The sequence below is a fragment of the Leisingera sp. ANG-M7 genome, from assembly GCF_000813965.1.
GTDB lineage: Bacteria > Pseudomonadota > Alphaproteobacteria > Rhodobacterales > Rhodobacteraceae > Leisingera.
Genome location: NZ_JWLI01000012.1, coordinates 1 through 21,767, shown reverse-complemented (window position 1 = coordinate 21,767; position 21,767 = coordinate 1). Strand labels below are relative to the sequence as shown.

Annotated in this window: 17 protein-coding genes and 4 pseudogenes; 10 read left to right on the top strand and 11 right to left on the bottom strand. The window is 51.5% G+C overall.

The window, feature by feature from the left end:
- Positions 1-664: 664 nt before the first annotated feature.
- The 5 genes from RA26_RS14680 (at position 665) to RA26_RS14660 (ending at position 6,110) form a co-directional block, all read left to right on the top strand.
- Positions 665-1,369, top strand: coding sequence for an HNH endonuclease (locus RA26_RS14680; RefSeq protein WP_152612625.1), 705 nt, complete (start codon positions 665-667; stop codon positions 1,367-1,369).
- Between the two features lie 2 nt (positions 1,370-1,371).
- A complete protein-coding gene (locus RA26_RS14675) occupies positions 1,372-2,007 on the top strand; it encodes a hypothetical protein (protein ID WP_039184707.1) in 636 nt (211 codons plus the stop codon).
- 1 nt (position 2,008) lies between these two features.
- A complete protein-coding gene (locus tag RA26_RS23440) occupies positions 2,009-2,296 on the top strand; it encodes a nucleotidyltransferase domain-containing protein (RefSeq protein WP_152612624.1) in 288 nt (95 codons plus the stop codon).
- Between the two features lie 309 nt (positions 2,297-2,605).
- Positions 2,606-4,186, top strand: coding sequence for a hypothetical protein (locus RA26_RS14665; RefSeq protein WP_152612623.1), 1,581 nt, complete (start codon positions 2,606-2,608; stop codon positions 4,184-4,186).
- A 412-nt stretch (positions 4,187-4,598) separates the two neighbouring features.
- Positions 4,599-6,110, top strand: a complete 1,512-nt coding sequence (locus tag RA26_RS14660) for an esterase/lipase family protein (RefSeq protein ID WP_039184704.1) — start codon at positions 4,599-4,601, stop codon at positions 6,108-6,110.
- Between the two features lie 433 nt (positions 6,111-6,543).
- Here RA26_RS14660 and RA26_RS23435 read toward each other — a convergent pair.
- The 10 genes and pseudogenes from RA26_RS23435 to RA26_RS14635 form a co-directional block, all read right to left on the bottom strand.
- Positions 6,544-6,771 (bottom strand): annotated as a pseudogene (locus RA26_RS23435) (transposase); the annotation flags it as partial.
- Between the two features lie 191 nt (positions 6,772-6,962).
- Positions 6,963-7,067: pseudogene (locus RA26_RS23185) on the bottom strand (IS5/IS1182 family transposase); the annotation flags it as partial.
- A gap of 104 nt (positions 7,068-7,171) precedes the next feature.
- On the bottom strand, positions 7,172-8,125 hold the full coding sequence (locus tag RA26_RS22690; protein ID WP_152612621.1) for a hypothetical protein: 954 nt from the start codon (positions 8,123-8,125) through the stop codon (positions 7,172-7,174).
- Positions 8,126-9,169: 1,044 nt separating this feature from the next.
- Entirely contained in the window at positions 9,170-9,814 is a 645-nt protein-coding gene (locus tag RA26_RS22685; RefSeq protein WP_152612620.1) for a hypothetical protein, read from the bottom strand.
- An 85-nt stretch (positions 9,815-9,899) separates the two neighbouring features.
- Complete coding sequence (locus RA26_RS22680; protein WP_152612619.1) at positions 9,900-10,649, bottom strand: hypothetical protein; 750 nt, start codon at positions 10,647-10,649, stop codon at positions 9,900-9,902.
- Positions 10,650-11,543: 894 nt separating this feature from the next.
- Positions 11,544-11,714: an integrase core domain-containing protein gene (locus RA26_RS23430; RefSeq protein ID WP_446720179.1), complete on the bottom strand. Its 171-nt coding sequence runs from the start codon at positions 11,712-11,714 to the stop codon at positions 11,544-11,546.
- An 18-nt stretch (positions 11,715-11,732) separates the two neighbouring features.
- Positions 11,733-11,918 carry a hypothetical protein gene (locus tag RA26_RS22150; RefSeq protein ID WP_052272438.1) on the bottom strand — a complete coding sequence of 62 codons (186 nt, stop codon included), beginning with the start codon at positions 11,916-11,918 and terminating at the stop codon, positions 11,733-11,735.
- Between the two features lie 281 nt (positions 11,919-12,199).
- The gene (locus tag RA26_RS14645; protein WP_039184700.1) at positions 12,200-12,523 is read right to left on the bottom strand and encodes an H-NS histone family protein; all 324 of its coding nucleotides are present in this window, start codon (positions 12,521-12,523) and stop codon (positions 12,200-12,202) included.
- A 475-nt stretch (positions 12,524-12,998) separates the two neighbouring features.
- Complete coding sequence (locus tag RA26_RS22675) at positions 12,999-14,114, bottom strand: hypothetical protein (protein WP_152612618.1); 1,116 nt, start codon at positions 14,112-14,114, stop codon at positions 12,999-13,001.
- Between the two features lie 425 nt (positions 14,115-14,539).
- On the bottom strand, positions 14,540-15,367 hold the full coding sequence (locus tag RA26_RS14635) for a hypothetical protein (RefSeq protein WP_039184696.1): 828 nt from the start codon (positions 15,365-15,367) through the stop codon (positions 14,540-14,542).
- 2 nt (positions 15,368-15,369) lie between these two features.
- Between RA26_RS14635 and RA26_RS14630 the strand changes: the two genes are divergently transcribed.
- From RA26_RS14630 to RA26_RS14610, 5 genes and pseudogenes are all read left to right on the top strand, one after another.
- Positions 15,370-16,149, top strand: coding sequence for a hypothetical protein (locus RA26_RS14630; RefSeq protein ID WP_039184695.1), 780 nt, complete (start codon positions 15,370-15,372; stop codon positions 16,147-16,149).
- The gene (locus tag RA26_RS14625; RefSeq protein WP_039184692.1) at positions 16,146-18,095 is read left to right on the top strand and encodes a Mu transposase C-terminal domain-containing protein; all 1,950 of its coding nucleotides are present in this window, start codon (positions 16,146-16,148) and stop codon (positions 18,093-18,095) included. The genes RA26_RS14630 and RA26_RS14625 overlap by 4 nt, the downstream gene beginning before the upstream one ends.
- On the top strand, positions 18,085-19,071 hold the full coding sequence (locus tag RA26_RS14620; protein ID WP_039184691.1) for a TniB family NTP-binding protein: 987 nt from the start codon (positions 18,085-18,087) through the stop codon (positions 19,069-19,071). Before RA26_RS14625 ends, RA26_RS14620 begins: the two co-directional genes overlap by 11 nt.
- Positions 19,071-19,421: pseudogene (locus RA26_RS23425) on the top strand (TniQ family protein); the annotation flags it as partial. The gene RA26_RS14620 and the pseudogene RA26_RS23425, both read left to right, overlap by 1 nt.
- A 129-nt stretch (positions 19,422-19,550) precedes the next feature.
- Entirely contained in the window at positions 19,551-20,936 is a 1,386-nt protein-coding gene (locus RA26_RS14610; protein ID WP_241482654.1) for a hypothetical protein, read from the top strand.
- Positions 20,937-21,065: 129 nt separating this feature from the next.
- Here the strand turns inward: RA26_RS14610 and RA26_RS22450 are convergent.
- A pseudogene (locus RA26_RS22450) lies at positions 21,066-21,627 on the bottom strand (transposase); the annotation flags it as partial.
- Between the last annotated feature and the right edge of the window lie 140 nt (positions 21,628-21,767).

The window sequence follows — 21,767 nt, the reverse complement described above, 5'->3', positions numbered from 1 at the left end:
GATTTCTGTTCCGGCTGCTGTACTCGCCATTAGCGGGGCGAACTGTGGGTTGTCGGTGGGTTTAATGGTTCCAGGCGCAATGCAGGCCCTATAGGGCGCTCAGAACTCCTTATAGGGCTGAGATGGAGCTTCCCGCCGTACCACGACTGTTTGGCGCCTTCTCGGAGCACCTGGCGGTGGTCGGTTGCCAAGCAAACCTTAGCAAGCCCACCAGGGGATCAGAGTAGCAACACGAGCGTTCGGGGCCCGTTTACTTAAAGATTGCTGAGCGGGACCTTACAGACATTCGCTGCATGCGCAGCGTGAACGGTAAGGAGTGGCAACTTTGCGAAAGGAGCGGACCTGTTTGCCGCTTCCTGCGAATGCTTCAACTTTTTCGATCTTACTTGCACGATCAGCGTTGTACTGCCTACACTTACGCGCTCAACCTTTGAGAGAGCTGCGGACGTGTCACATGTTATCATTTTGGCAAGGTGGGGTTCAAAAAATTCACTATAAGCCCCATATAGTTATAGCCAGGCTTACAAAGCTAGATCACTACGCCAACTCACTGAGATTGTGGCTGCTATGGGCGGAAATCAAAGGATCGAACCTCGTGACTGGATGAACGTAGGCGGCCCAATAAGACATTTCCTTACGGAATAACAACTCAAAGGAATCCGTGATGGCCTGCAGAATGGGACGGACGAATCCTAGCTCAAATACACGTATCAGGCTGTTCGCTGACTCCGGAGGCTTCTGCCAAAACCCAGGATGCAACGCCCCTCTGTTTCCCGATGGGTCAGCGAACCATAATCATTTTGCCGAAATGGCTCATATCTTTGCAGCTAACGATGGCGGGCCTAGATCAAATGGCGAGCTATCTGAGGAGGACAGGGCCTCTTACAGCAATTTGATCTTGCTCTGTGCGAACTGTCACACCCTGATAGACAAGGAGCCAGAAACCTATACCAATGATCTTGTGACAGCGTGGAAACGGGAACACATTGAGAGACTTTCCGGTCTCTTCGGCCTACAGGTTTTCAAAACTCGTCAAGAACTGCGCGGAGCAATTGATCCGTTGTTACGCGAAAACCGGGCTATTCATCAAGCTTTTGGTCCAGACGCGGAATACCAGTTTAACCCCGAAGCTCCTGAAGCGATTTCCTGGAAGTCCAAAGTTAGGGTGTCCCTTATCCCGAACAGCAACAGAATATTACTTCTGCTAGACGCGAATTCCGCTCTTCTCGACGAAGATGAAAAAGCAATTGTGGAACAGTTTAGGATGCATATCAATGGTTTGATTTCAAGGCATTTGGACGGAGGGGGCGAAATCAATATTCGATTCCCTCAGAAAATGAATACTATCGCCTGCGAGGAAGGAGCGTAGAAATGCCCAATGAATTTGTTGATGGCAACCTTCGGAAGATCGATGAGGTTGCGGATCTTACGTGGGTAAGCGACCGCCTGGTAACGATCACTCGAAAAACGAAGCCTTCATTTGCCGCCGGAGTGCTAGAAACGAAAGAAGTTTCCCCCAAAGATGTCAAGGAACTAATCAAAGCGGGCGCAGCGTTTATTTGCAAAGTGCCAAAGGCAGGATTTTGGGATGGGGCAGCCATCGATATTTGCGAAGCTAACGGCGTGGCCTGGGGACGGTTAGGCGCATTGATGTCGGCTTGTAGTTACGATGACGATCCATCGACACACGAAGATCGTGAAGTTTACTTTACAGCGCGTGCTCTTCGCCAGCATTCAAGAGTATCTGGATTTCGTTTCATCACAGACAAACTCATTGAGTTACGGCTGGATAACGGGAAATCCATTATAGTCGCGGTGGTACAAGCCTATGACATCACCGCTGATGAATTGAGAAGCGCTTGGGATAGGCACGGAGGTTTCCAGATTGCGTTGAAGAACAACCCGAACGGAGGGATCACGCAAGACGCCTACGGTGCGGCTGAAGCGTTGGGGGTAAGAGTGCTGTGGCTGCGAGAATTGATGAAGTTTCTCGGCAAAGGCGGGTAAAGTGACCAATTTAGATCAGGCAATTCGCAAAATCCGTGACGTAATGTCAGAGTGCGCGGACGCCGGGCACGGAGCAGATTGGTATCTGTTCGGGTCAGCAGCCAAAGCACATCTGCCGGTTTCGGATATTGATATCTTGGTGGTTTCACCGATACAGGAGAATAGGCACGGTATACGCAGAGTAATCGAGTCGAACTTAGTCTCACTTCCGGTTGATTTGACGACAATGTCTCCAGAAGAAGTCCAGGAAATGGACTTCATCAGGGTTACCGGAGCCCAGAAAATTTGAACGGCGCTCATGAGTTACGTCCAACAAAGGGGCGCATGGCAGCTGTGCGGGACCTTGCGGACCTTCGCAGCTGGCGCAGACTGAGCATCAACCTGTGTTTGCTATGCCCAGAAGCAGTTTTTGCGAAGTTTAGTGCACGGTCCCTTGCTGCCTATGGTTCCAAACCGGCCCAACAGATGCTCTTCAATCCGAAGCAGGCGTATTTGGCCTTTCGGCGATGCTGTTCGCCGCCTATCCTTTGGAACCTGTTAATAGCTCAATTCCACACCCTTAAGTAAAGAATGACGCCAATTGTAGGCGCTTTAGAAAATGAAAAAACCCTCTGTAATAGATGATCGCCCTGAACAACTTCGCCCACCTGTATTAAAAGAGGTCGGCGTCACTGAAAGCGAAAGGTACTTGGCGATCCTCGCAGAAAAGTCATTCCTGAACCTCTGGTCCTATCCAAGCCCGTACAGAGACCAAAAAACTGGCGGAAATGGACGAGGTGATGGCAAAGAACTCTGCGACTTGCTCGTGGTCTGTGGCGATCACATCATCATTTTTTCAGAAAAAAACATTGAGTGGCCATCTGGCGAATTGACTGTCGCCTGGGGGCGATGGGTCAAGCGTGCGGTGATGGCTGCAGCCAAACAGGCCAAAGGTGCAGAGAGGTGGATCGAAGAACATCCCAACCGCATCTTTCTGGACCGGAACTGCGAAAATCCCTTCCCGATTGACCTCCCTGAGCCGGAGAAGCGCAAGTTCCACCATGTGATCGTTGCACGTGGTGCATCCGATCAATGCAAAAAGCACTTCGAGGGCCACTCCGGCAGTTTGATGATCCAGCCCAGTTTGAAAGGAAACATGAACTGGCCAAAGGATCCAAGCACTGCAACTCCATTTGCTATTGGTGATGCAAGCCCAGATGGATCCTTCGTTCATGTTCTCGATGACGTGTCTCTTGATATCGTTATGCAGGAACTGGATACGGTTCGGGACTTCACGGATTACCTTGAAAAGAAGGAAGAGTTTGTTCGATCCGGGCGACTTCTACGCGCTCATGGCGAAGAAAACCTGCTTGCGTACTATGCCATCCGGATTAACAAGGAAGGAGACCACGATTTTGTTGTTGATGACGCCTCTGCTCCAATAACGATTTCTCATGACCACTACAGAAACTGGATTTCTGATCCGCAGTACCTCGCAAAAAAGGAGGCGGACAAAATCTCCTACGTCTGGGACGAGTTCATTACCTTGTTCACGGACCATATGCTCAATGGCACCTCCATCACCCTTGACGATCATAAGTTCGAGTTGAGTAGGAACGAGATCGGCGTCCGATACATGGCACTGGAAATGCGCTTCAGGAGGCGAAGCCACGGCGAAGCCATCATGGGAGCCTTGGAGCGAGGGATTACCCATAACCCCTTCTTCCGCATGATGATGTCTCCGGCTGGCGCTAGGGACAACGAAACCGCTTTCTTCATCATGACGTTCAAGTATCAGGACTGGATGGAAGAAAAAGGTGGTTATGAACAATATCGAAGGAAGCGTACAGAACGGGCGATGAATTACGCTCACGGTGTCCTGGAAAAGTACCCGCATTTGAAGCGGATCGTGGGGATATCCCGTGAACCACCAAAACAAGGCCGCGGTGTATCTGAAGATTTGGTCTATGCTGAACAGTGTGATTGGAGCGACGAGGAACGCCAGCAGATAAGAGAAAACTGCAAGGAACTCGGGGTTCTACAACAACCTCTGAAGATGCGGCCTGTGGATGATGATGAATACCCTGAGCTGACACAGATAATTTTTGAACGCCCTGACACCCCAAGAATGGCGATGCCCAATCGAAAGCAGAGGCGGAAGCAGGCGGCAAAGAAACGGAAAGCTGGACGAAGGAAGTGACTTCGGGGTTAACGTCTGTATAGCCAATGACTTTTCAGCGTCTTGTACGATGCGCTCAGCCACCCCTGGCACCTCCATACCGAAGATCCTCTGTTCCGTTCGATGTAAAGAAATGAAATGCCCGCTTAGCGCCGTTTACGGTGCTCTGCACATGCGAGGGAGAGCTTGGCGGCCGACGGCAGCTGTGGGCTCAGAGCGCCTGTCTGCGCTCTCCGCGGCGGGCGACCGGATCGAGCCCACTTTGTCAGATTTTGCGTTCTGCACGAACTGATAGAATGCCGATGAAGCGGTCCTTGGTGTCCAACGACGCAAGTGAGCGAGAGGAGCCCCTTTCACGCTCGTTGCGTTGTTGCGAGCGCGTGGCTACCATGGAGCATATCTTGAGTTCTTCAGCAGTTTGTAGGTGTAAAAGATGTCGCTCAAGCTTAAAGTGATAATTGGTGTTATCGTTCAGTTTGCATTAGGCACTGCTTTTCTTCCCACTTCAGCTGCCGCCTTTACAGAAAGGTGCATTGACAACAGTTATGTGGAGAGCTGCTGGGTCAGGTTAGATGCCTCTTCGTCAAAGCTAATCGTCTTCGTTCACGGAATTGACGGAAGCGGCAAGGAGACTTGGGGCGGCGTCATCGAAGGGCAGCAGGTCACTTGGCCTGAACTCATTGCAAGCGACGGTTTGTTTAAGGATGCCGACATCTTCGTGTCAGACTACTTTTCGACGAAGTGGGGGCAAAGCCCCAATATCACTGAGTTGGCTTCGGGATTTGCGGGTGAGATTCGAGAAAACAAGGCTCTGAGCAAAGACGGGAACGGTGCCGATAGATACCAAGACGTTTTGTTCGTCGCTCACAGTATGGGTGGGCTAATCGTCAGACAAGCATTGCTTGAGGACGAGGAACTGGCGCAACGCACCAAGGCCCTTTTTACTTTCGCCACCCCAACCGGCGGAAGTCAGCTTGCAAACTGGCTATCGATACTATCAAGCAGCCAATCACTTAATGACTTAAGGCGCGAATTTCAACTTCAATACAGACTCAATGACGAAGGCGAGCCCGAGGCGGTATCAAGTTCTTTCCTGCGCAATTTGCGGCAAGGTTGGAGGGCAAGTGGATATCTGGAAACTATTAAGAGCTATTGTGCGTATGAAACACTTCCGACTGAGGCGTTAGGTTTCGGAAAAATTGTGGTAGAAGAACGTGATGCACTGGTTCTTTGTAATCGCACTAATCCGTTGTGGGGAGCGCACAACGATATTGTCAAGCCTGCAGATGGTTGGCTGGGTCAATCGTTGCTGATCAGTTGGTACTTGGATGCTTTTCCTGACCTTGGCCAAGAACTAGAAGCTGAGAGGCCGGGAGATATCGTGTTGGTTCAATGCAGTACGGACTTTTATGCGGACCACGAGTATGCACTAATGCAGGAATATCTGAGCGACCTTTCCGGTTCAATTTCATCCAGAGTGAGGTTTTCTAGGGTATTACCGGAAGATTGGCGCGATCCATATTTAGATTACATTTGGCCTTCAGGTAATTCAGAACCTTCAATTCTGGTATTGCACTATTCATGCTTCCAAGAGGGAGCTGAAGATGAAGTAGGTTGGTATGAGCGGTATTGGGACAACGCCGAATTTCTCAATTCACTGATACCGACTGGAGCGAAAGTTGTCTTTTTTTCCAAAGCATTCGTTGGAGCTAGTTCGCAGGACGTTGTGAAAGTTGACGGATCTCCTGGATACCGATTCTACCCGGACACGAACCGGGGCAAGATACCTGATCAAAAGCTGAGGCCTATTCGAGAGGCATATTTTGAGCCAGATTGTCCGAGGATGCTGTCAGTTTCCTCTGTTATCAAGAATGAGGAGCAAAGAGGCGAGTTTGAGGCTAACTTCAAGGACGTGGTTCGGAAGTTGCTGCAATCAGACTGCTGAGTGTTTCCAGAAACTGATGAGTGTTTCCGGAAACGGAGCTTTGACGATATCGAAGGTAGTCTCGTTCGATGTTGCTCCCGTACTCGGTTTCCGACACGTCGCGCGGACGTCCGCAGTGAGGAACTTACAGTTGCTCACAGTGATAGGGGGAACGTTGGGAATGTCCCGCCGCTTCCGCCTTTCTCCACGGGACCTTGCAATGGCCGCTTAGCGTCGGGAAAGACGTGCTGTGCCTGCGAGGTCTTAGCGGGCGATCAAAACCTGTGTGGGTGGCTCCTGCATTGCAAGCGCTTTCTGCGGAGATCGCGGCGGACCGTCAGTACCGTCGTGTGTCCGGCCTGTTCGCGCAGCCTGCGTTGTGGGCTACTGGCCTTGATGGATTCCGCAAGCAAGGTTCCTATCGGCTAAACGACTTTGGAGGGCCATTGCCATTGCCGCCGCTGGACTTGTTGAGCGGGCCCAGGCCTAGCCAGGCTGCAAGATCGCGACCGGTCCGGAATTGCTTCGCGTCACCGATAGTCGCTACGATGGCGGAGGCGGTGATCGGGCCGATGCTAGGCATACGCATCAGGCGCCGGGCACCGGCATCCCGCAGCGCATGCATTTCGATCATCTTTGAAAAGCCTTCAACGCGCTCGTAAACTCCAAGAAACTGATAGCAGGCCGCCTGTGCTCAGAAGATTTGAGGCGGGTCAATAAACAGACAGACCTTTCTGTCATCTATCTCTTCAGATTTCGATGTCCTCCAGGGACTTGCCAGCTTTCAAGGCTTCATGAACTCAGGCAGCTTTGCGACCGCGTCCGCACCAAGTCTGCGAGGGGTCATTGTCTTGTGGAGATCGTATTCAGCCGAGCATTGTGCCATCGCAATCCACTACGATTGATGAAGATAATCCCACCCAGCATGCGACGGTCACCAACACGCGGCTTGCCGTGGGACTGCGGGAAGTCGGGCACTAGGCATGCTACCTACACTTCCGTAGGCCAGAAGTGATCTGACATGTTTACCTCTTTTTGGGCTGTGAAACACGCGGTAAGAAGGAAAACAATGGGTCTTAAGCCTAAGAGAACATCACAGAAAAATTAAAGGCAGTTCTATCCATTAACACTCCAGTGTGTTTCCGCGCTCGGGTGGAATCTGAAACAGATCCTGGGTTTTCCAATTTGCCCCACGTTTGGGAGAAAAATTCTTCCCATATTGCGATCATTCGACTTCGGACTCGGCGCTTTTTTATTGTATAGAATTGCCAAGCGACCAAAGACCTCCAATCCTGCAGTATCATTTCAGTGTTCAAACCGAAAGCAGGTTCAGGTTTGGCATCGTCAGGAACAGTTGTGAGTGACCATCGCCTAGAAACGCCATCACCTGATGCGCTCGCACTTTTATCACTAGGCCGGAACATGGTAGCACCCAATCCGCTACTCTTCGCAGAAATCACGCACGCAACTCCACCACGCGTGGATAAATCTCGGGCTTTTGCCGCCTCAGCTCCGCGTAACAGCACTGAGTCCCTCCAATATTTAGTCTGAACCTTTGCCAAAGGTTCAGCTCGAGAGACAGATTTCCAGCCTGCGGCGAACCAGTGGCCTTTGTCGTTGAACTTCGTTCCCACACTGTCCGCCCACGGTTCAAGAGTGTTCTCCACGCAGCTTGGGATCGGACTATCAATGCAAAGAACCCTCATAAGGGCTCTTTCCAGCGAGGACGGGGTTTTACCTTGTTCGCCAGTCTCCGTTTGGATTTGTTGCCAATGTTGCACTGTCATTTCAGTAGACCAGCGGTTTATGAGAAATCTCCAGGCTTCGTGGTTGCTTCTAAACTCGGAAAAAAGTTTGGAAATATTACTCCGGATCCAGTGGCCCATGCCAATCGTCAGGTCTGGGTCCGCGTGGTAGTAGTGAACCTCAGAGAAAACCCGTCGAGACAGATTTGAGGCGTTGAATATTCTATGCATCAAGTGGACATCTGACGTCGACTTGATTGCGTGAATTGGATCATCATCAACGTAGTGCATTCAACGTCCCCCGGGATTCTTCTTTGTAATTATGTCGCAAGACGAGCGAGCTGTCGAGTGAGGTGACTTTGAAACAGGGAGTAGTTTTATAAGTTTTCCGGTCGAAAGGGGGGCTAGCAATGGCACACATTGCTCTCGTCCACGGTTTAAGTGCTAACGGAAAGCCAGTTCAGCATTCCCGAGGTGCTGGAAGCAGTAGGTCACATAGTTAACTTTGTGCTTCTGCTAGAATCAGTTCACACGATTTAGAAGGCCTTTCTACAAAGCAACTGACGGAATTCCATCGGACAGCAATACGCTTTGATTAGAAATTCTATGGGCGAGATGTCAATTTTCCAGGCTGCGGTTACTATCCCGAACCTTGTTTCCAGTTTGGTTTGCGTTGCTGCACCAGTTTGCAAGATGGTGAACTCGAAATTTTAATTGCTAGGGTTTTGGGATCTGGCTTTGACAGGATTAAAAATGAGTTCGAGCGCCTTTACATTGATCGTGAGCATCCGGCCCGGCGCACTCCTGTTTCAGTGACGCTATAGGGAAATGCATCTCCAACGACAGCTTTTCGAACACCCCTAAACACTTTGTGAGATGTTCCCTTGACACAGTTGTAACGCCACTCAAGTGGGCAAAAATAATCGGATAATGGCTTGATGCCACTGAAGCACCTGATTATTCAGGAAGCGTTCCTCAGAGAGGAGTTCCTGACGAACTCGCCCGGAGTCTACCCGAAGAAATTGGTTGATCCCGCCAAGGGGAAAGAGAGGAGCCTTGGCATCGAAATTATAACACCAAGCGGCTGAATGGGCGGGCGAATTGATTGGGTAATATTAAGGGTTTCTGTGAGTGGTCTTTTTAGTGCAAAAGTTTTGCATCACGCGAACGGATATGGTTCTTTTCTTCCACTTCCGATCCGGCTCGACCAAAAATTTTTATACACCTCAAGCTTGTCGAGTATTTCGTAATTTGATAAAAAGTGAAGGTGGGAAGATCTTTAGAAGATTCGGATATTAAGGAGCTCTCCTCCTGCTCTGCCTGTTTTCAGTACTTTTAGTCATGGTGCCAGAATGAGAATGAATCGAATTTTGATTTTGCCCACCATGCGTTTCTCTTGATGTGGTACTGGTAATTAATGCTGCCGGCCTGACTTTCAACAGGCCATTTATTAGATGCATAGTCTTCGCTTCGGGGGGCCACTGCTGAGATATGGCCAGACCGTTTTCTGTTCTTCCGTCGTGCGACAATGATGCAAACGGATCCTCTATCCGCTCGCGCTTGCAGGTCCATTATTTGTTTTTCTTTCTTCCAATTGAAATCTGACCCGTAGTCTTCAAACCAATCGTGCAAACTATTTGCGTTTTGCTCGTATACTGTTTTTCCGTACTTTTCGCTTACGGTCTTTCCGCTTGATATGTCTTGAAGCGCATCTTTGTCCCACCATACACGTGGGATATATACGCCGCACAAGTGGGCGAAGTCATGCGCATAAATGTTGCAATAAGTTTTCCCCCCTGCAGGGAGGTAGCGCCTAGCTTCTTCTACATCGAGATAATCAATAACATCATGAATTTCCTGAACTCGTTTCTTTTTTGAGGCGGAGTTACGCCTTGGTGCGGTCTCATCGTTAATGCTGTGAGCTCGGCGTTTGCTCTCATTGTCAACAAGGCGATTGGTGGTAAGGATGGCCCTTTGCATTTGTATTTTCCTCCAAACAAAGCGCATAGCTCTAGGTGGCACTAGTGAAACGAAAGAGAGGTGCGTGTGATTTCGTTGCTATTTCTCACTGGGTTTGTTTTCTAGCAACGCAATCCGCCACACGTTGCCCCAGTGTTTTATTGTCAGAAATCTGATTTTCAGCGGAGTTGGAGCGCAACCGGGCAGCTGTTGCTACGCCAGCTTCAACTTCAAAGTTTGCCTGAACACAGTCACTACCAGCTAAGAGCTCCGCAGAGCGTCCGGTGGCCATAAATTGACTCACTGTAAGCCTAGTGCTGTCGACTTGCCTCGCATCCCCATCAACTGAAACTGCCGCTAGGACAGATGATGTCGTCCCTACTGCGATTTCCTCTGGAGAGAGCGGTATGGTTGCAGATTCCCGTCTCTTATATCCGAAAACAACATTGGGTAGTCCTTGCCCCTCAACAGAAGCATTCAGCCCGACATTTGTGGACGTGCCGAATACCAAAACAGTACGTTTATCTCTTGCTGGTAGATTTCCTGCGGATTTGGCTGTGACTGTGTCTCCTGCCACAATGTCTGCGGCTGTACCCGTGGCAAACACCTGGTGCACTTTCGGATTGAACGGGTTGGCGTTGGTACTAAGGCTCGCCACTACAGACGGCACAGCGCCGGTGTCCGGGTTGTTTGGAGTTACGACCATTTCAGTTCGATCAAATCCGACATTAACCTGACCAATGGCAGGATCAGCGCTGACAGCGATCTCCGTTGAAGTGGTAAGCGTAAGGCGTTCACTGTTTCCGCAAGCAAAAAGTAAGGGCAAGGCGGAAGCGACAAAAATGAAACTTTTCATGCCATTTTTCCTTAACTCAGCGGGTCGCCAATAATGATGCAATCATCTTTGACCCGGACGTGCTTCATGGATTGATACCCGATATTTGCAGACATAGTTTCCGGAGATTTGAAAACAGACACTCCAATGGTGTTGACGCCAACTGCCAAAGATCGGCACGTATCCTTACTGGTTTCAGAGCGTTCAATAGTCATACTTACAAAGCCCCTCACGGTCATTGACCCATCTGGATTTTCACGCGTTACGGCACAGCATGGAAGAAGTGAGAGAGCAAGAAAACTTATTAGATCTCTTCTCATTCGAGAATTGCCCCAACTAAGGTATATGCTGGAGGCCACGCTAGAACTCTCAATGGGTTATTTTCAGAGCTTGGAGCGGTGACCTCTGTCATCTTGTCGTATCTCGCATCAGCGCGAAGACCGTTGAAGGCGGTGTAGACCTACCTGTCGATCTATCGCGTGACCCAAATGCCTGACACATCAAGGTCAACCATGAACTGCAAGCAGTAGAGAATCTCTCGTAAAAGTTACATGACTGCAGTAATTTCGTCAATTCTTTTGAAGCCCAGACCTTTAAACTACCTTTTCCAAAGATAGAATTGGGAGTGGAACTCGACATGCCACGAGAAGTGATGTGCCCAAATTCTGGTGCGGCCATTTCTCACTTAAAGTGAGAATATAGGTGGCTTTCCGGAAGTGTGCAGTAATCGTCAACGGCTTTGGACCAGCGCTTCAGCGTTAGGTGGGAATACAATGTCTGCGCAAGAAAACAAGTAAGCACACTGGATCCTTCAGGGCGTTGTAAAAATTGTTACGGGGGTGAATGTGGCAGCGATTATTGAGCAGCTCCCTAATCGTGGTCAGTTTCCGGCGTAAGCTAAGCTATTCTTTGCCCCTAGTGACCGGGTTGGGGTTCGTCTTTTCTCAGCCAACGGACCACGGTTGGCGGTCTGTCGCCAAGGTCGGAATGTAAGTGCGTCCGATTGTAGAACTCCGCCCACTTTCCAACGCTTGCCCTTGCCTCCGATCCGGTTTCCCAAGCGTGCAGGTAGGCGCATTCGTATATCAGCGACCGCCTTAGCCCTTACACGAAGGTGTCACCAAGGAACCGGCCTTTTCTGTCCATCGTGATGTGCACATCAGTTCGGCGCAACCGGTGTGTCCAGGCGACGGAAGTGAATTGCAAGCCCTGATCGGTGTTCATGATGTCGGGCCGGCCGAAGCGGTGGATTGCCTCGTTCCCCGCCGCGATGCAGAAGCCGGCTTTCAAGGTATTCGAGATGTGTCAGGCCGGCACCTTGCGCGTGTGCTAGTCAATGACCGCCACCAAATGCAAGAACTTCTTGCGCATCGGCAGGCAGGTGATGTCGGCCGCCTAGGCCTGGTTTGGGCGGGTCACACGCAGGCTGCGCAACAGATAAGGGCATTCCGTAAGTTCATTAGGCAGGGGCTGAACGGTCTATTCGGGGGTCAGCATCTCAGTAGGCCGCCTGTGCTCAGAAGCTTTGAAACAGATCAATAAGCAGACTGACCCTTCCGTCATCTATCTCTTCAGATTTCGATGTCCTTGAGAGACTTGCCAGCTTCCAAGGCTTCATGAACCCAGCCAGGTTTGCGACCACGTCCGCTCCAAGTCTGCGAGGGGTCATTGGGGTTGGCGTATTTCGCGGCTGCTTTCAAACCCGACCTACGGCCTTTGCCACTGTGCAGAGCGACGACTTCTTCAAAGCTAACGCCGTGCTTTGCAGCAATGGCAAGCATCTCATTATAAGCGTTCTGTTTGGCTTCTTCAGCGACCTGGATCTTGCGAGTCTCGATTTCTTTAGAAAGCGCTTCGAGTTCAGAAACGTTGAGGGTGGTAATATCAATTGCCATGGTTCACCTTCTTTAGTTTCACACGGTAAAATCAGAAAATCAGTACTCTGGCAAGCCTATGTGATGGTTCGAACCAATTTCACATAGAAACTCGTAGGTATCTGAACTTGCGGGAAGAAAATCTAACTTGAGGTGAAATGAAGCGGCGACTCGACACCATAAAGCGTGGCGTAAAGCCCTTCACCGGAGACCTGGCATTAATTTTTGGGTCAGGAGTAATTCTATGCTCAGTAACGTCTGAGTTTCTCGGGAAGCGGTGGTCAAGTTTCGCTTTTAGAACGTTCAAGGTGGCGGTTGAATTGCCCTGGGTGGGCTAAAGTTTCAAATCACACGGTGCTCTTCTAGGGCGAGGAGCCTTAGACGGAGGCCTTGGCTGTCCAAATATTACGAGCTGAGGCCTCTTGGCAGAGTTAGGCGCCCATAGCTAAAAGTCAGCTAGGCTCCCAATATGGTTCTTGAGGCTGTTCCTCATCGGCTACGAAGATGCCATCAGGGGAGCAGCAATGCCACGCCTCGTACCATCAAGGATTTCGGAGACATGCCTGATCTTTCCTTTTTTCGGTCTGGCAAGCATCCAGGGAACTTCTTCATGAATAAACGCTGGACCCCGTTGCGTGGGATGAAAAATAGCAGCCCGGACTGAAGCAACATCGGTTGGAGTAAGCGGTATCGCGACGTCATAGTATTCCCTGTTAGCCTTGATGGCCTGCCTGTGCTCGGAGGTCGAGCAGCTTGCCACAATTCCATTCCATGCTTGCAGTGTTAAGGATTCCAAACTTAGTTCGCCGAAAGAGTGGTCATGACCGAAACTTGCTAAATGCACCATTGGCGGGCTGTCAAAGTAAGGGAGATGCGAAAACCAAGCCCCAAAGCCGCCCGGAACGCCATCTGCAGGGCCGAGTATGCAAAGTAGCTGGGTGCTGCTGTTCCGCATCTCACTTGCTTGCAATTCAAACTTGGCCCGTGGGTCAATCTGGTATCCGGAAGACTTTGCATCTCTCAGAGCCTGATGAAGACTCCATTCCAGTTTCATAGCGGCCGCGAGGTTGTCTTCCAGAGTTTCGAAGCTGCCTGGTATGTCAGTTGCGTGGGCAACTGGTACGGTCTCCATTTCCTCGTGCCCAACGAAATAGACCCGCGTTGGATAGTCACATACGCCGCGTCTTTCGACACTGATCCAAACGTGAAGAGTATCATCACTCCATTTTTTGTGTCTGATTTGGGGTTTTCCAAAGAGGTTTGGGTCGGGTTCGATCTTGCTCCAGTCGAGGATATGAGAAAGACAGCGACGTTCTAGTACTCCAACTTCTTTCCGTGGGACTGGGGAGGTTAAAATCCGCTTCGCCGGATCAAAACTCCAGGACAGGGCTACGAGGTCACGCCACGAAGCTTGCTCTAGAAGCTCTTCCTCGAAAGGCCCGCCATAGCCGCTATGAGGGACAAGTTTCTTCCGCCGCATTCGGCAAAACTCTTCTTGGGCGATTTGGTCGAGTGCCCTGGTGAATGGCAGCTTTCTGTCGTTTTGACGTTGGCGCGCGGCTTTCTTCAAGACGTCGAGGGCTGTTCCTGTGGGCGAGACGAGGTGAACCATGAGTGAATCTCCAATGGTGCGGAGCTGCCAGGAGAGCCCTCGCACCGAGATACAGTGCTAGGTTCGAATTTGTTCATCCGCAGGCAAATGCCCTTCGATTGGTTCCTGGCCTTAGGTTCGGGGCGGCGGAGGCGCCCTGTGCCTGTAGTCAAGCACGAGTGGCATCTATGAGCAAGCTGGCTGTTACCGCGTAGCAGCCCAAATGGCTGGTGATGTTCATGAACGGCCATACAATGGCCGACTGTAAAATTCAGTGAGCTGCCGGACAGCCCAACATTAGTGGCGTTCCCAAGAGGCAACTAGTCCAAACGGGCTTCACAAGGCTCAGGCCCTTACGGGCGTCTTTGCTTCTGAAGCGGTTCCCGTGACGCCGTTCGGCTGAATTGTACCGGATCCAGTTCAAGTGCCGCAACGAGCGCTCGGCTTTATTTTGCGAACTTCAGATCTGAGACCTTCAGTTGCTCTCTTACAGGCAGCGACGCAAACTTGACACCATCGATCTCCAGCCTTGCTCTAGTTTGCTCCAATTGGGCCAAGTCGTACTCAGATCCCTCTGGAACAACGTAAAGCACTTCAGGGACCTTTCTGAGCAGCAAGGCCAGCCGGGCTAACTGGTCTATCATGTATGCAGGGTCGACCCGAAGGCGTGGCCCCCTTATCTCTATGGCGCAAATTACATTGTGCCCTTCGTAGACAAGAAGGTCGGTAGATAAGGGCTCGAGTGTTCGGCCTCCTCGAACTGAGAGGCCAGTCTTTCTGAATAGCTGGTCTGAGTGGGTCTTGAGGAAACGTTTCACAGATCTCTCAAACAACTGGCTTCGCAGTTGGGCATTATGTCTGCCGAGATTAATGGGCGAACCTAGGTCGGCTTTATGTGTTCGAACAGTCTGAAGTACATTTTTTACTTCAGACTGCGACATCTCCCCGGAGAATATTTTGGGGGCTACTTTTTCCGCCGCCTCCTGGCTGTAAGAGGTAATGCGGGCCAACATTAATACCTGCATCATACCCAGCCATTGAGGCTTAGTTCTATGAATTGTTGGGTAGTTTTCTTGTAGCCAGGTCGCAGCCATTATGGGATTCCGTAGGCTGGCAGCCTTCGTTCCTCGAATATCAGCAACAGCCTGAAGAGCTTCTTCCGAGTAAGAAAACCCATATTTTAAAGGGTTTTCGACCAGGGAATTCAGCCAATCCCCCAGAATGATCCAGTTATCGGTATTGGCGAGTTCCTGAAACTCCGCTCGCTCCTTCATTATTGATCGGCGCCTTTCCGCTCATTCGCAGTGCTTCCATTGCCGATGCGAATGGGCAAATTTATTTTAAAGTCATGAAGGAAGACCAGTTCGCAGATCCGACCGCCCGCCGTGTTCACAAGCGCGGCATGCAGAAAAGAGCCAGCAAAATCAGCGGCGCAAAGTTCGCTGGGCTTATTCAGCTCGAGAGCCAAATGGAGACCACACTTGTTCTTTGCTTAGAGATTGATCCACGAGTGGATACCCTTCGGGTACAACCATGCACCATCGACCTCAATAGCGGAAGGGTTTATGGAACTCAGAAGGAACTTATGGAACGTTTCAGGGGCAGAAGTTACCAGCCGTCGCCGTATACGCCGGATATCGAAGTCAAATTGACTATGGGCGGTAAATGCTTCCTGGACGCTAAACATACGGCGCACATCAAGAAGAAGCCTGAGTATCTTCAGTATCCAGAATTATTGGAGCAGTTCGGCATCTCTTTAATCTTGGTCACTGAGGTGCTTTTACAAGGACCAATCTGGAGCAACGTCAGGCTTTTGGCTCCTTATGTTGGTCACGGCTTAAAGGACAGTTCCAGAGCCGCGGTGATTGGAATTCCGCAGGCCGGTATGAGATTGCAAGATATCAAGGGCGAGCTTGGACTCACTCTGCGTGAGATTTGTATTGCTGTTCTTCTAGGCGAGCTGTCCTTCAAGATTGGTGAGGCTGAACTTAAGCCGGATTCAATTCTTCAGCCCTGCGGAGGATGTCAGAAGCACCTGGAGGTTATAGGTCTATGATCTCTCCAGTATCGAAAATAGATGGTCGTATCATCACCTATGAAGGTGCAGACTATACTGTCGAAGGCCCCATCCCGCACAAGGATGTTGTGCAACTCAGGGATCTGAGCGGGGATGTGTATCAGATTAGCGGTGAAGTCTTTAGGCTTCACGTTTCCAGGGGGCTGGTACGTGAGACCGCTGATCCGATGGCAGAAATCGGAAGAATTCTCACTTTGGAGCAAAACTTCGAGTACCGGTTTAAGCTCAAAGTTGCCCAAGAAGCGCTTCGTCTCAGAGAAGAGTGCGTGCCCTGGAAGCACCGTCGGGATCTGATCTTGGCCATGATCAATGCGCACGATGAATTCACGCAACGCCGCAAGCCGTTCCCTAAGGAAAGCGCCATTCGAAACTGGGTCAATGCCTACGTGAAAAAGGGTCCGCACGGGTTGCTGCCCAGGACGCACCGCTCAGGGAACAGGACTGATAGGTGCGACGCCTTATTCCGGGAAATTGTGGAGGACCTGATCGAGCAACACTACCTCCCACATGACCGTATGAGAATAAGTGATCTGTGGAACAAGGCTGTCGAGCAGTATCGTGTTTTGTGTGATGAATACGGCCAGAAACCTGGAAATCATGGCAGGAAAATCGTTGAATCGATTGTTAAAAATATACCCCATGATGACGTGGTAAAGAGGCGGATTGGCAGCAAGTACTATAAAACGCATCGTAAACTTGCGGCTAAGTTCTATGACATCAAGGCCCCATTTGACCGTGTAGAGATCGACTCAACGCAAGTCGATGCTTTCGTTGTAAATGACAAACGCGAAACGATAGGCCGGCCGTACGCAACGGCCGCCATTGATTGCGCCACAGGTTGGATCCTGGCGCTCATTATTACTCTTCATCCTCCCAACAGTGAGACGGTAGCCCTTGCTCTCCAGGAGGCCATGACGCCCTTCGACGACGAGGACTTTGAGAAGTATGGTATTGTAAACCGCTTGAATGTGGCGGCTCGTTTCAAGCTGGCGGTGTTCGACCAGGGGCCCGAAAACTCAGGAGACATCCTGGATACAATTATCCGGGCAGCTCGCTTTGAAGCATATTGGGCGGAGCCGGGAAACCCGCAGGCAAAGCCCTTTATCGAGGCCTTCTTCAAGGCTCTCAGTTTAATGGTCACGACCCTGTCTGGTGCCACAAAAAGCCAGCTGCTGCCCGCTCAAAAACGCACGCTTAAGGCTGAAAGAGAAGCCTGCTTAACGTTTGATGAGCTCAACGCAGCCGTCCAAAAGTGGCGCTTTGACGAGTATGGGCGCACGCCGCGCCGCCGGATAAACAATGTCTTCAAGATCGAAGAGACGCCGACGGAAGCAATGGAGAGGCTTGCCAAGGAGCATTTGATCCCGGACCCGCCTACAGACGATGAGCTAACCGAGTTCTTTTGGGTACGCAAGGAAGTGCGCGGCGGCTGGAAATACGGCATTGAACATGAGCGCATGCAGTATTTCTCCAATGAGCTGGGTGAACTTCTCAGGCGCATTGGGTTTGGTAAGAAACTTGAGATCAGATTTAATCCACTGGATGCCGACAGCATCCGCGTTCGGGATCCTCAGACAGGTCAATGTATCAAGGCATACAATAAAGTGCCTGGTCTCAAGGGCATTCCATACTCTGTTATCAAGGAAAGCAGATCCGCACTCAGTGCGCACGGCGGACCGCAGCGAACCAGGGAAGAAATCTTTGCGGACATTCTGGCTAGGCAGGCGGAAAAGCAGTCCCAGGGCACCAAAATGAAACGCGCCCGCGCCAAGGAAATTGGCAGCCGCAGGATCCAGCAAATGCTTGAGCGCTCCCAAGAAGATCCTTCGCTCAATGGTCAAGTGCGATCAACGGGCAAACCCAAGCCACTAGAAGTCCCATCCGCTAGAAAACTCCCAAAGGTCGAACGAAAAGATGCCCTATAACACTGCAGGCGCGTATTCTGACGCTCTTGATAACATCACTATCCGCCATCGCGCTTACCAGGAAACCTACGATGAGTTGGCTTCCTTGCTGACCATCGCCGACCGAAATCCCGGATCCATTATCCCCCTCTTGGCACCTACCAGATGCGGTAAGACGGAGTTGCTTGCAGACCTGCGAAAGCAGTGTGAGACGGTCAGGCAAGCACCGGGTATGATGTTGGATAGCTCTGATTTTGCCGTCGGCCGTATCTCAGCGAAGCCCAACGACCGTGATCTCTACTGTGCAATGCTGTCGGCGTTAGGCATCAGCAGCGGGCCGCGGGACAGGACAAGTGTTGTCAGGGACAGGCTGATAGAGTTCATTCGGAAATTCGGTATCCGTGTGATCGCCCTGGATGAGGCCAGTCATTGCGCTGAACGAGGGGCAAACCTGTCTGAACGTGCAGCAGGAGACCACTTCAAGACCATAGTGGACGAAACCGGCGTCACGCTGATCTTGGCCGGCTTGCCCAGGTTTCAAAAGCTCATCGACGGCAATGAGCAGTTTGCGGCCAGATCTCTCAAGACAGTGAGTCTTTTGCCCTACTCCTGGTCCAGGGAAGAGGATCGGCAGTCCTTCAATGAGGCTGTGCAGGCCGCTTTCATGTGTCTCGAAGAGGCGGGGCTGCCAATTGATCTGGCCCCTGAAGACGCGGTGCGGCGGCTGTATGGTGTTTCAGGCGGGCGTGTGGGGGTCGTGCTGAAGGTGCTGAGAACCTCTGCCAATAGCCCCGACCTGCAGCAGTTATCAATGAAGCAGATTGCTGACGCGGCCTTGGCTACAGTGCAATCTCATGTCCCACCAAAGGTCTATTTCGAAGAAACGCCGCCATCGGACCGTGATTTGGTCAATTCATACTTCGACGTTATGACTGACGCTGGCTTGGACGTTGAACTGAGTGCTCTCCAAGATCTTGCAGCTGCTCAGGGGGTGTGATGTCCGGCCGGTTTCTCGTTTGTAATCCACAAGAAAATGAAAGCCTGCTTGGGTTCCTGCGCCGGCTGGCCTCGCTGAACGCATATCCTGAGACTTCAAGTTTCCTGGCGCGTTTGAACGTCAGGTATGGTCGTCCGCTCCTTGAAGAACTTCAGTCGGTATCCGATCAACTCGGCATTCCGGAAAAGGCTCTATCCCAGTTGGCGCCCTCGGCGAGACCGGAAACACCACCGTTGGACTGGCAGTTTGAACGAGGGCATTCAGATCCAATTTGCCCAGCCTGCTGTGAAGAATGTCGGCCGCATCATGTATCGTGGCGGCATGCTCTTGTCTCAGCTTGTCATGTACACGGAGTTCGATTGCAGGACTGTTGCCCCGTATGTTTCGAGCGTCGGACTCCACGAAATGGCAGCCTGGAAACTTGTTCCTGCGGGCACGGCCTCAGCAAGTTTCCGCAGGAGAATGTGGAGCTACACGAGGTGACCGTAGCCCGGTTGATCGCTGGTGACGCGAGTGGAGGGATCAAAGGGGTTCCGGGTGCTTTGGGCAGTGAGCTTCCGGTGAACGTGGGCAGGTTCGTCCAATTCCTTGCGTCTGGTTTCCAGAAAAACCGCACTGGAAAGGAGGGCAAGACTGCAACTCCAAAAACGGTCGCTGAAACCGTGACACTTTTGAAGCCTGTTGCGCCTTTGCTGGAGAATTGGCCGCAAGGCTTCAAAGACCATGTTGAAGAACGGCTTGCTGCCGGCGATCAGAAACTGAACTCTGCGCCTGCCAGGCTGGGAAACTGGTATCAAAGGCTCATGAGCTTCAAAGAGCCCGCTTACCGGCCGTACAAAGATTGCGTGGCCGACGTAATCGCGCAAAATTTCGACGGCACATATTCAGGTACTCTCTCCGCATCCCAGCCACGGCAATGGCTGACGGCGAAAGAGGCAGCTTCAGAAATCGGGGTGTCGTCTCAGCGTCTTGTGGAAGCAGTCTCGAGTGGGCAGGTATTTGGCAAGATGAGCAATAGCGGGCTTGGCCACCGGCACACAATTGTGTCTGCTTCTGAGGTTGAGGAGATCAAGACAAACCGCTCCTTGTTCAGAGACGGAAGATTTGTCCGTGATCGTTTGGGTGTTTCCCGCGGACAGTTTGAATTGCTCAAAGGTTCCGGTGTCATCAGGGAGGTGTTGAAGCAAGAGCGCCCTCCCTTGGTTGACGGTGGATTTGATGTCAGTGCCATCGATGCCAGCGTCGAATTCATCAGAAACTCGGCCCACGAGCGAGACGGAGATACAATTACCTTCAAGAACCTGTCGCTACGACGCACGACAGACCGTGCTGCACTGGCGAGGCTCTTTAAGAGTATATTTGCAGGAGAGATTAGAGCGGTCGTGGCTGAGGTTGGCTTGCTCTTGGCTGAGTTCCGCTTTCTGGAGGCTGACATTAAGTGGGAACTCAGGTCAGGCCGTCATTCGCTGGACTGGACGGCCCAAGACGTTGCTGAAATCACTGGTTGGAAACATCAGTGTGTGACCCAGTGGTGCAAGCTCGGTCTCCTGGAGGCGCGATCTGTACCGCATGGGCGAGGTGTCGGGTTTCTGATCAGTCCAGCGAGTCTTGCAAAGTTTCAGGGTGAATACGTGCCGGTCGCGACCTTGGCGAAATCGAGCGCGTCTTCTTCGCGAAAACTGCTTGCGGAATTTGCGGACCGCGGGATCGGCACATATGGTGCTGAGAGTGATGGAATGACCAGCAGAGGGCATCTGGTAAGGCTTTCTGAGTTACGCCTGTGGTCGCGTGACAGAGATTGTCTGGAACTTGGCGCTCTTAAAAATGCAGATAGTGAACGATTACTTCTTACCAGCTCAGCTTAGAATGAAGCCATTCCGAATAAACTGCAGAACACGCGGCTTAATTGGACATTTCTGCTAATTTCGCGAAGGGTGTGCCTTCAAGATGAATGCCTGAAACAGTTGAGCTGGTCGTTAATGGGGTGGCTTCGAACGCCTGGGCGTCTTGGTCTGAAGCTGCATGCCCAACTCCTTGTAAATGCGATAGGTCTTCTTAGCGTTGATCTCCCAGCCCTCCCGGCGCAGCAGCACATGCACGCGCCTGTAGCCGAAGCGCACGCGCGTCTGGCAAATCTCCCGTATCCGCTGTTCCAAAGCGGCCTGCCCAGGCCGACGGGATTTGTAGCGATAGGTTCTCGGATCGAACCGGATCACCTCGCAGGCCCGGCGGATCGACACCTGCCAATCCGCCCGCATCCCGTCGACCAGCGTCCTTTTCCGGGCAGGCCTCAAAGCTTTCGCTTAGTGACGTCCTGCAGCATTTCCTTGTCGAGCGCGAGATCCGCGACGATCTTCTTCAGGCGCGCGTTCTCCTGCTCGAGTTCCCTGAGCCGTTCATCTCGGATGGCATCAGGCCAGCATATTTTTTCTTCCAGTTGAAAAATGTCGCCGTGCTGATCCCGGCCTTGCGGCAGACCTCGGCCACCGAGGTGCCGTCCTCCGCCTGCTTGATGATGAACGCCTTCTGCGCGTCCGTGAACTTCGATGCCTTCATGCGTTTCCGCTCCTCTCCCAGCCAGGGTTTCTCTGCGGAAAACTCTAATCAAAAACGGGGGCGTTTTCGGGGATCACATCACCCTGGACGTTCATCTTTTCCGGGAAATCGTGTGACCGGCTATTGACTGGGTTGTCTGC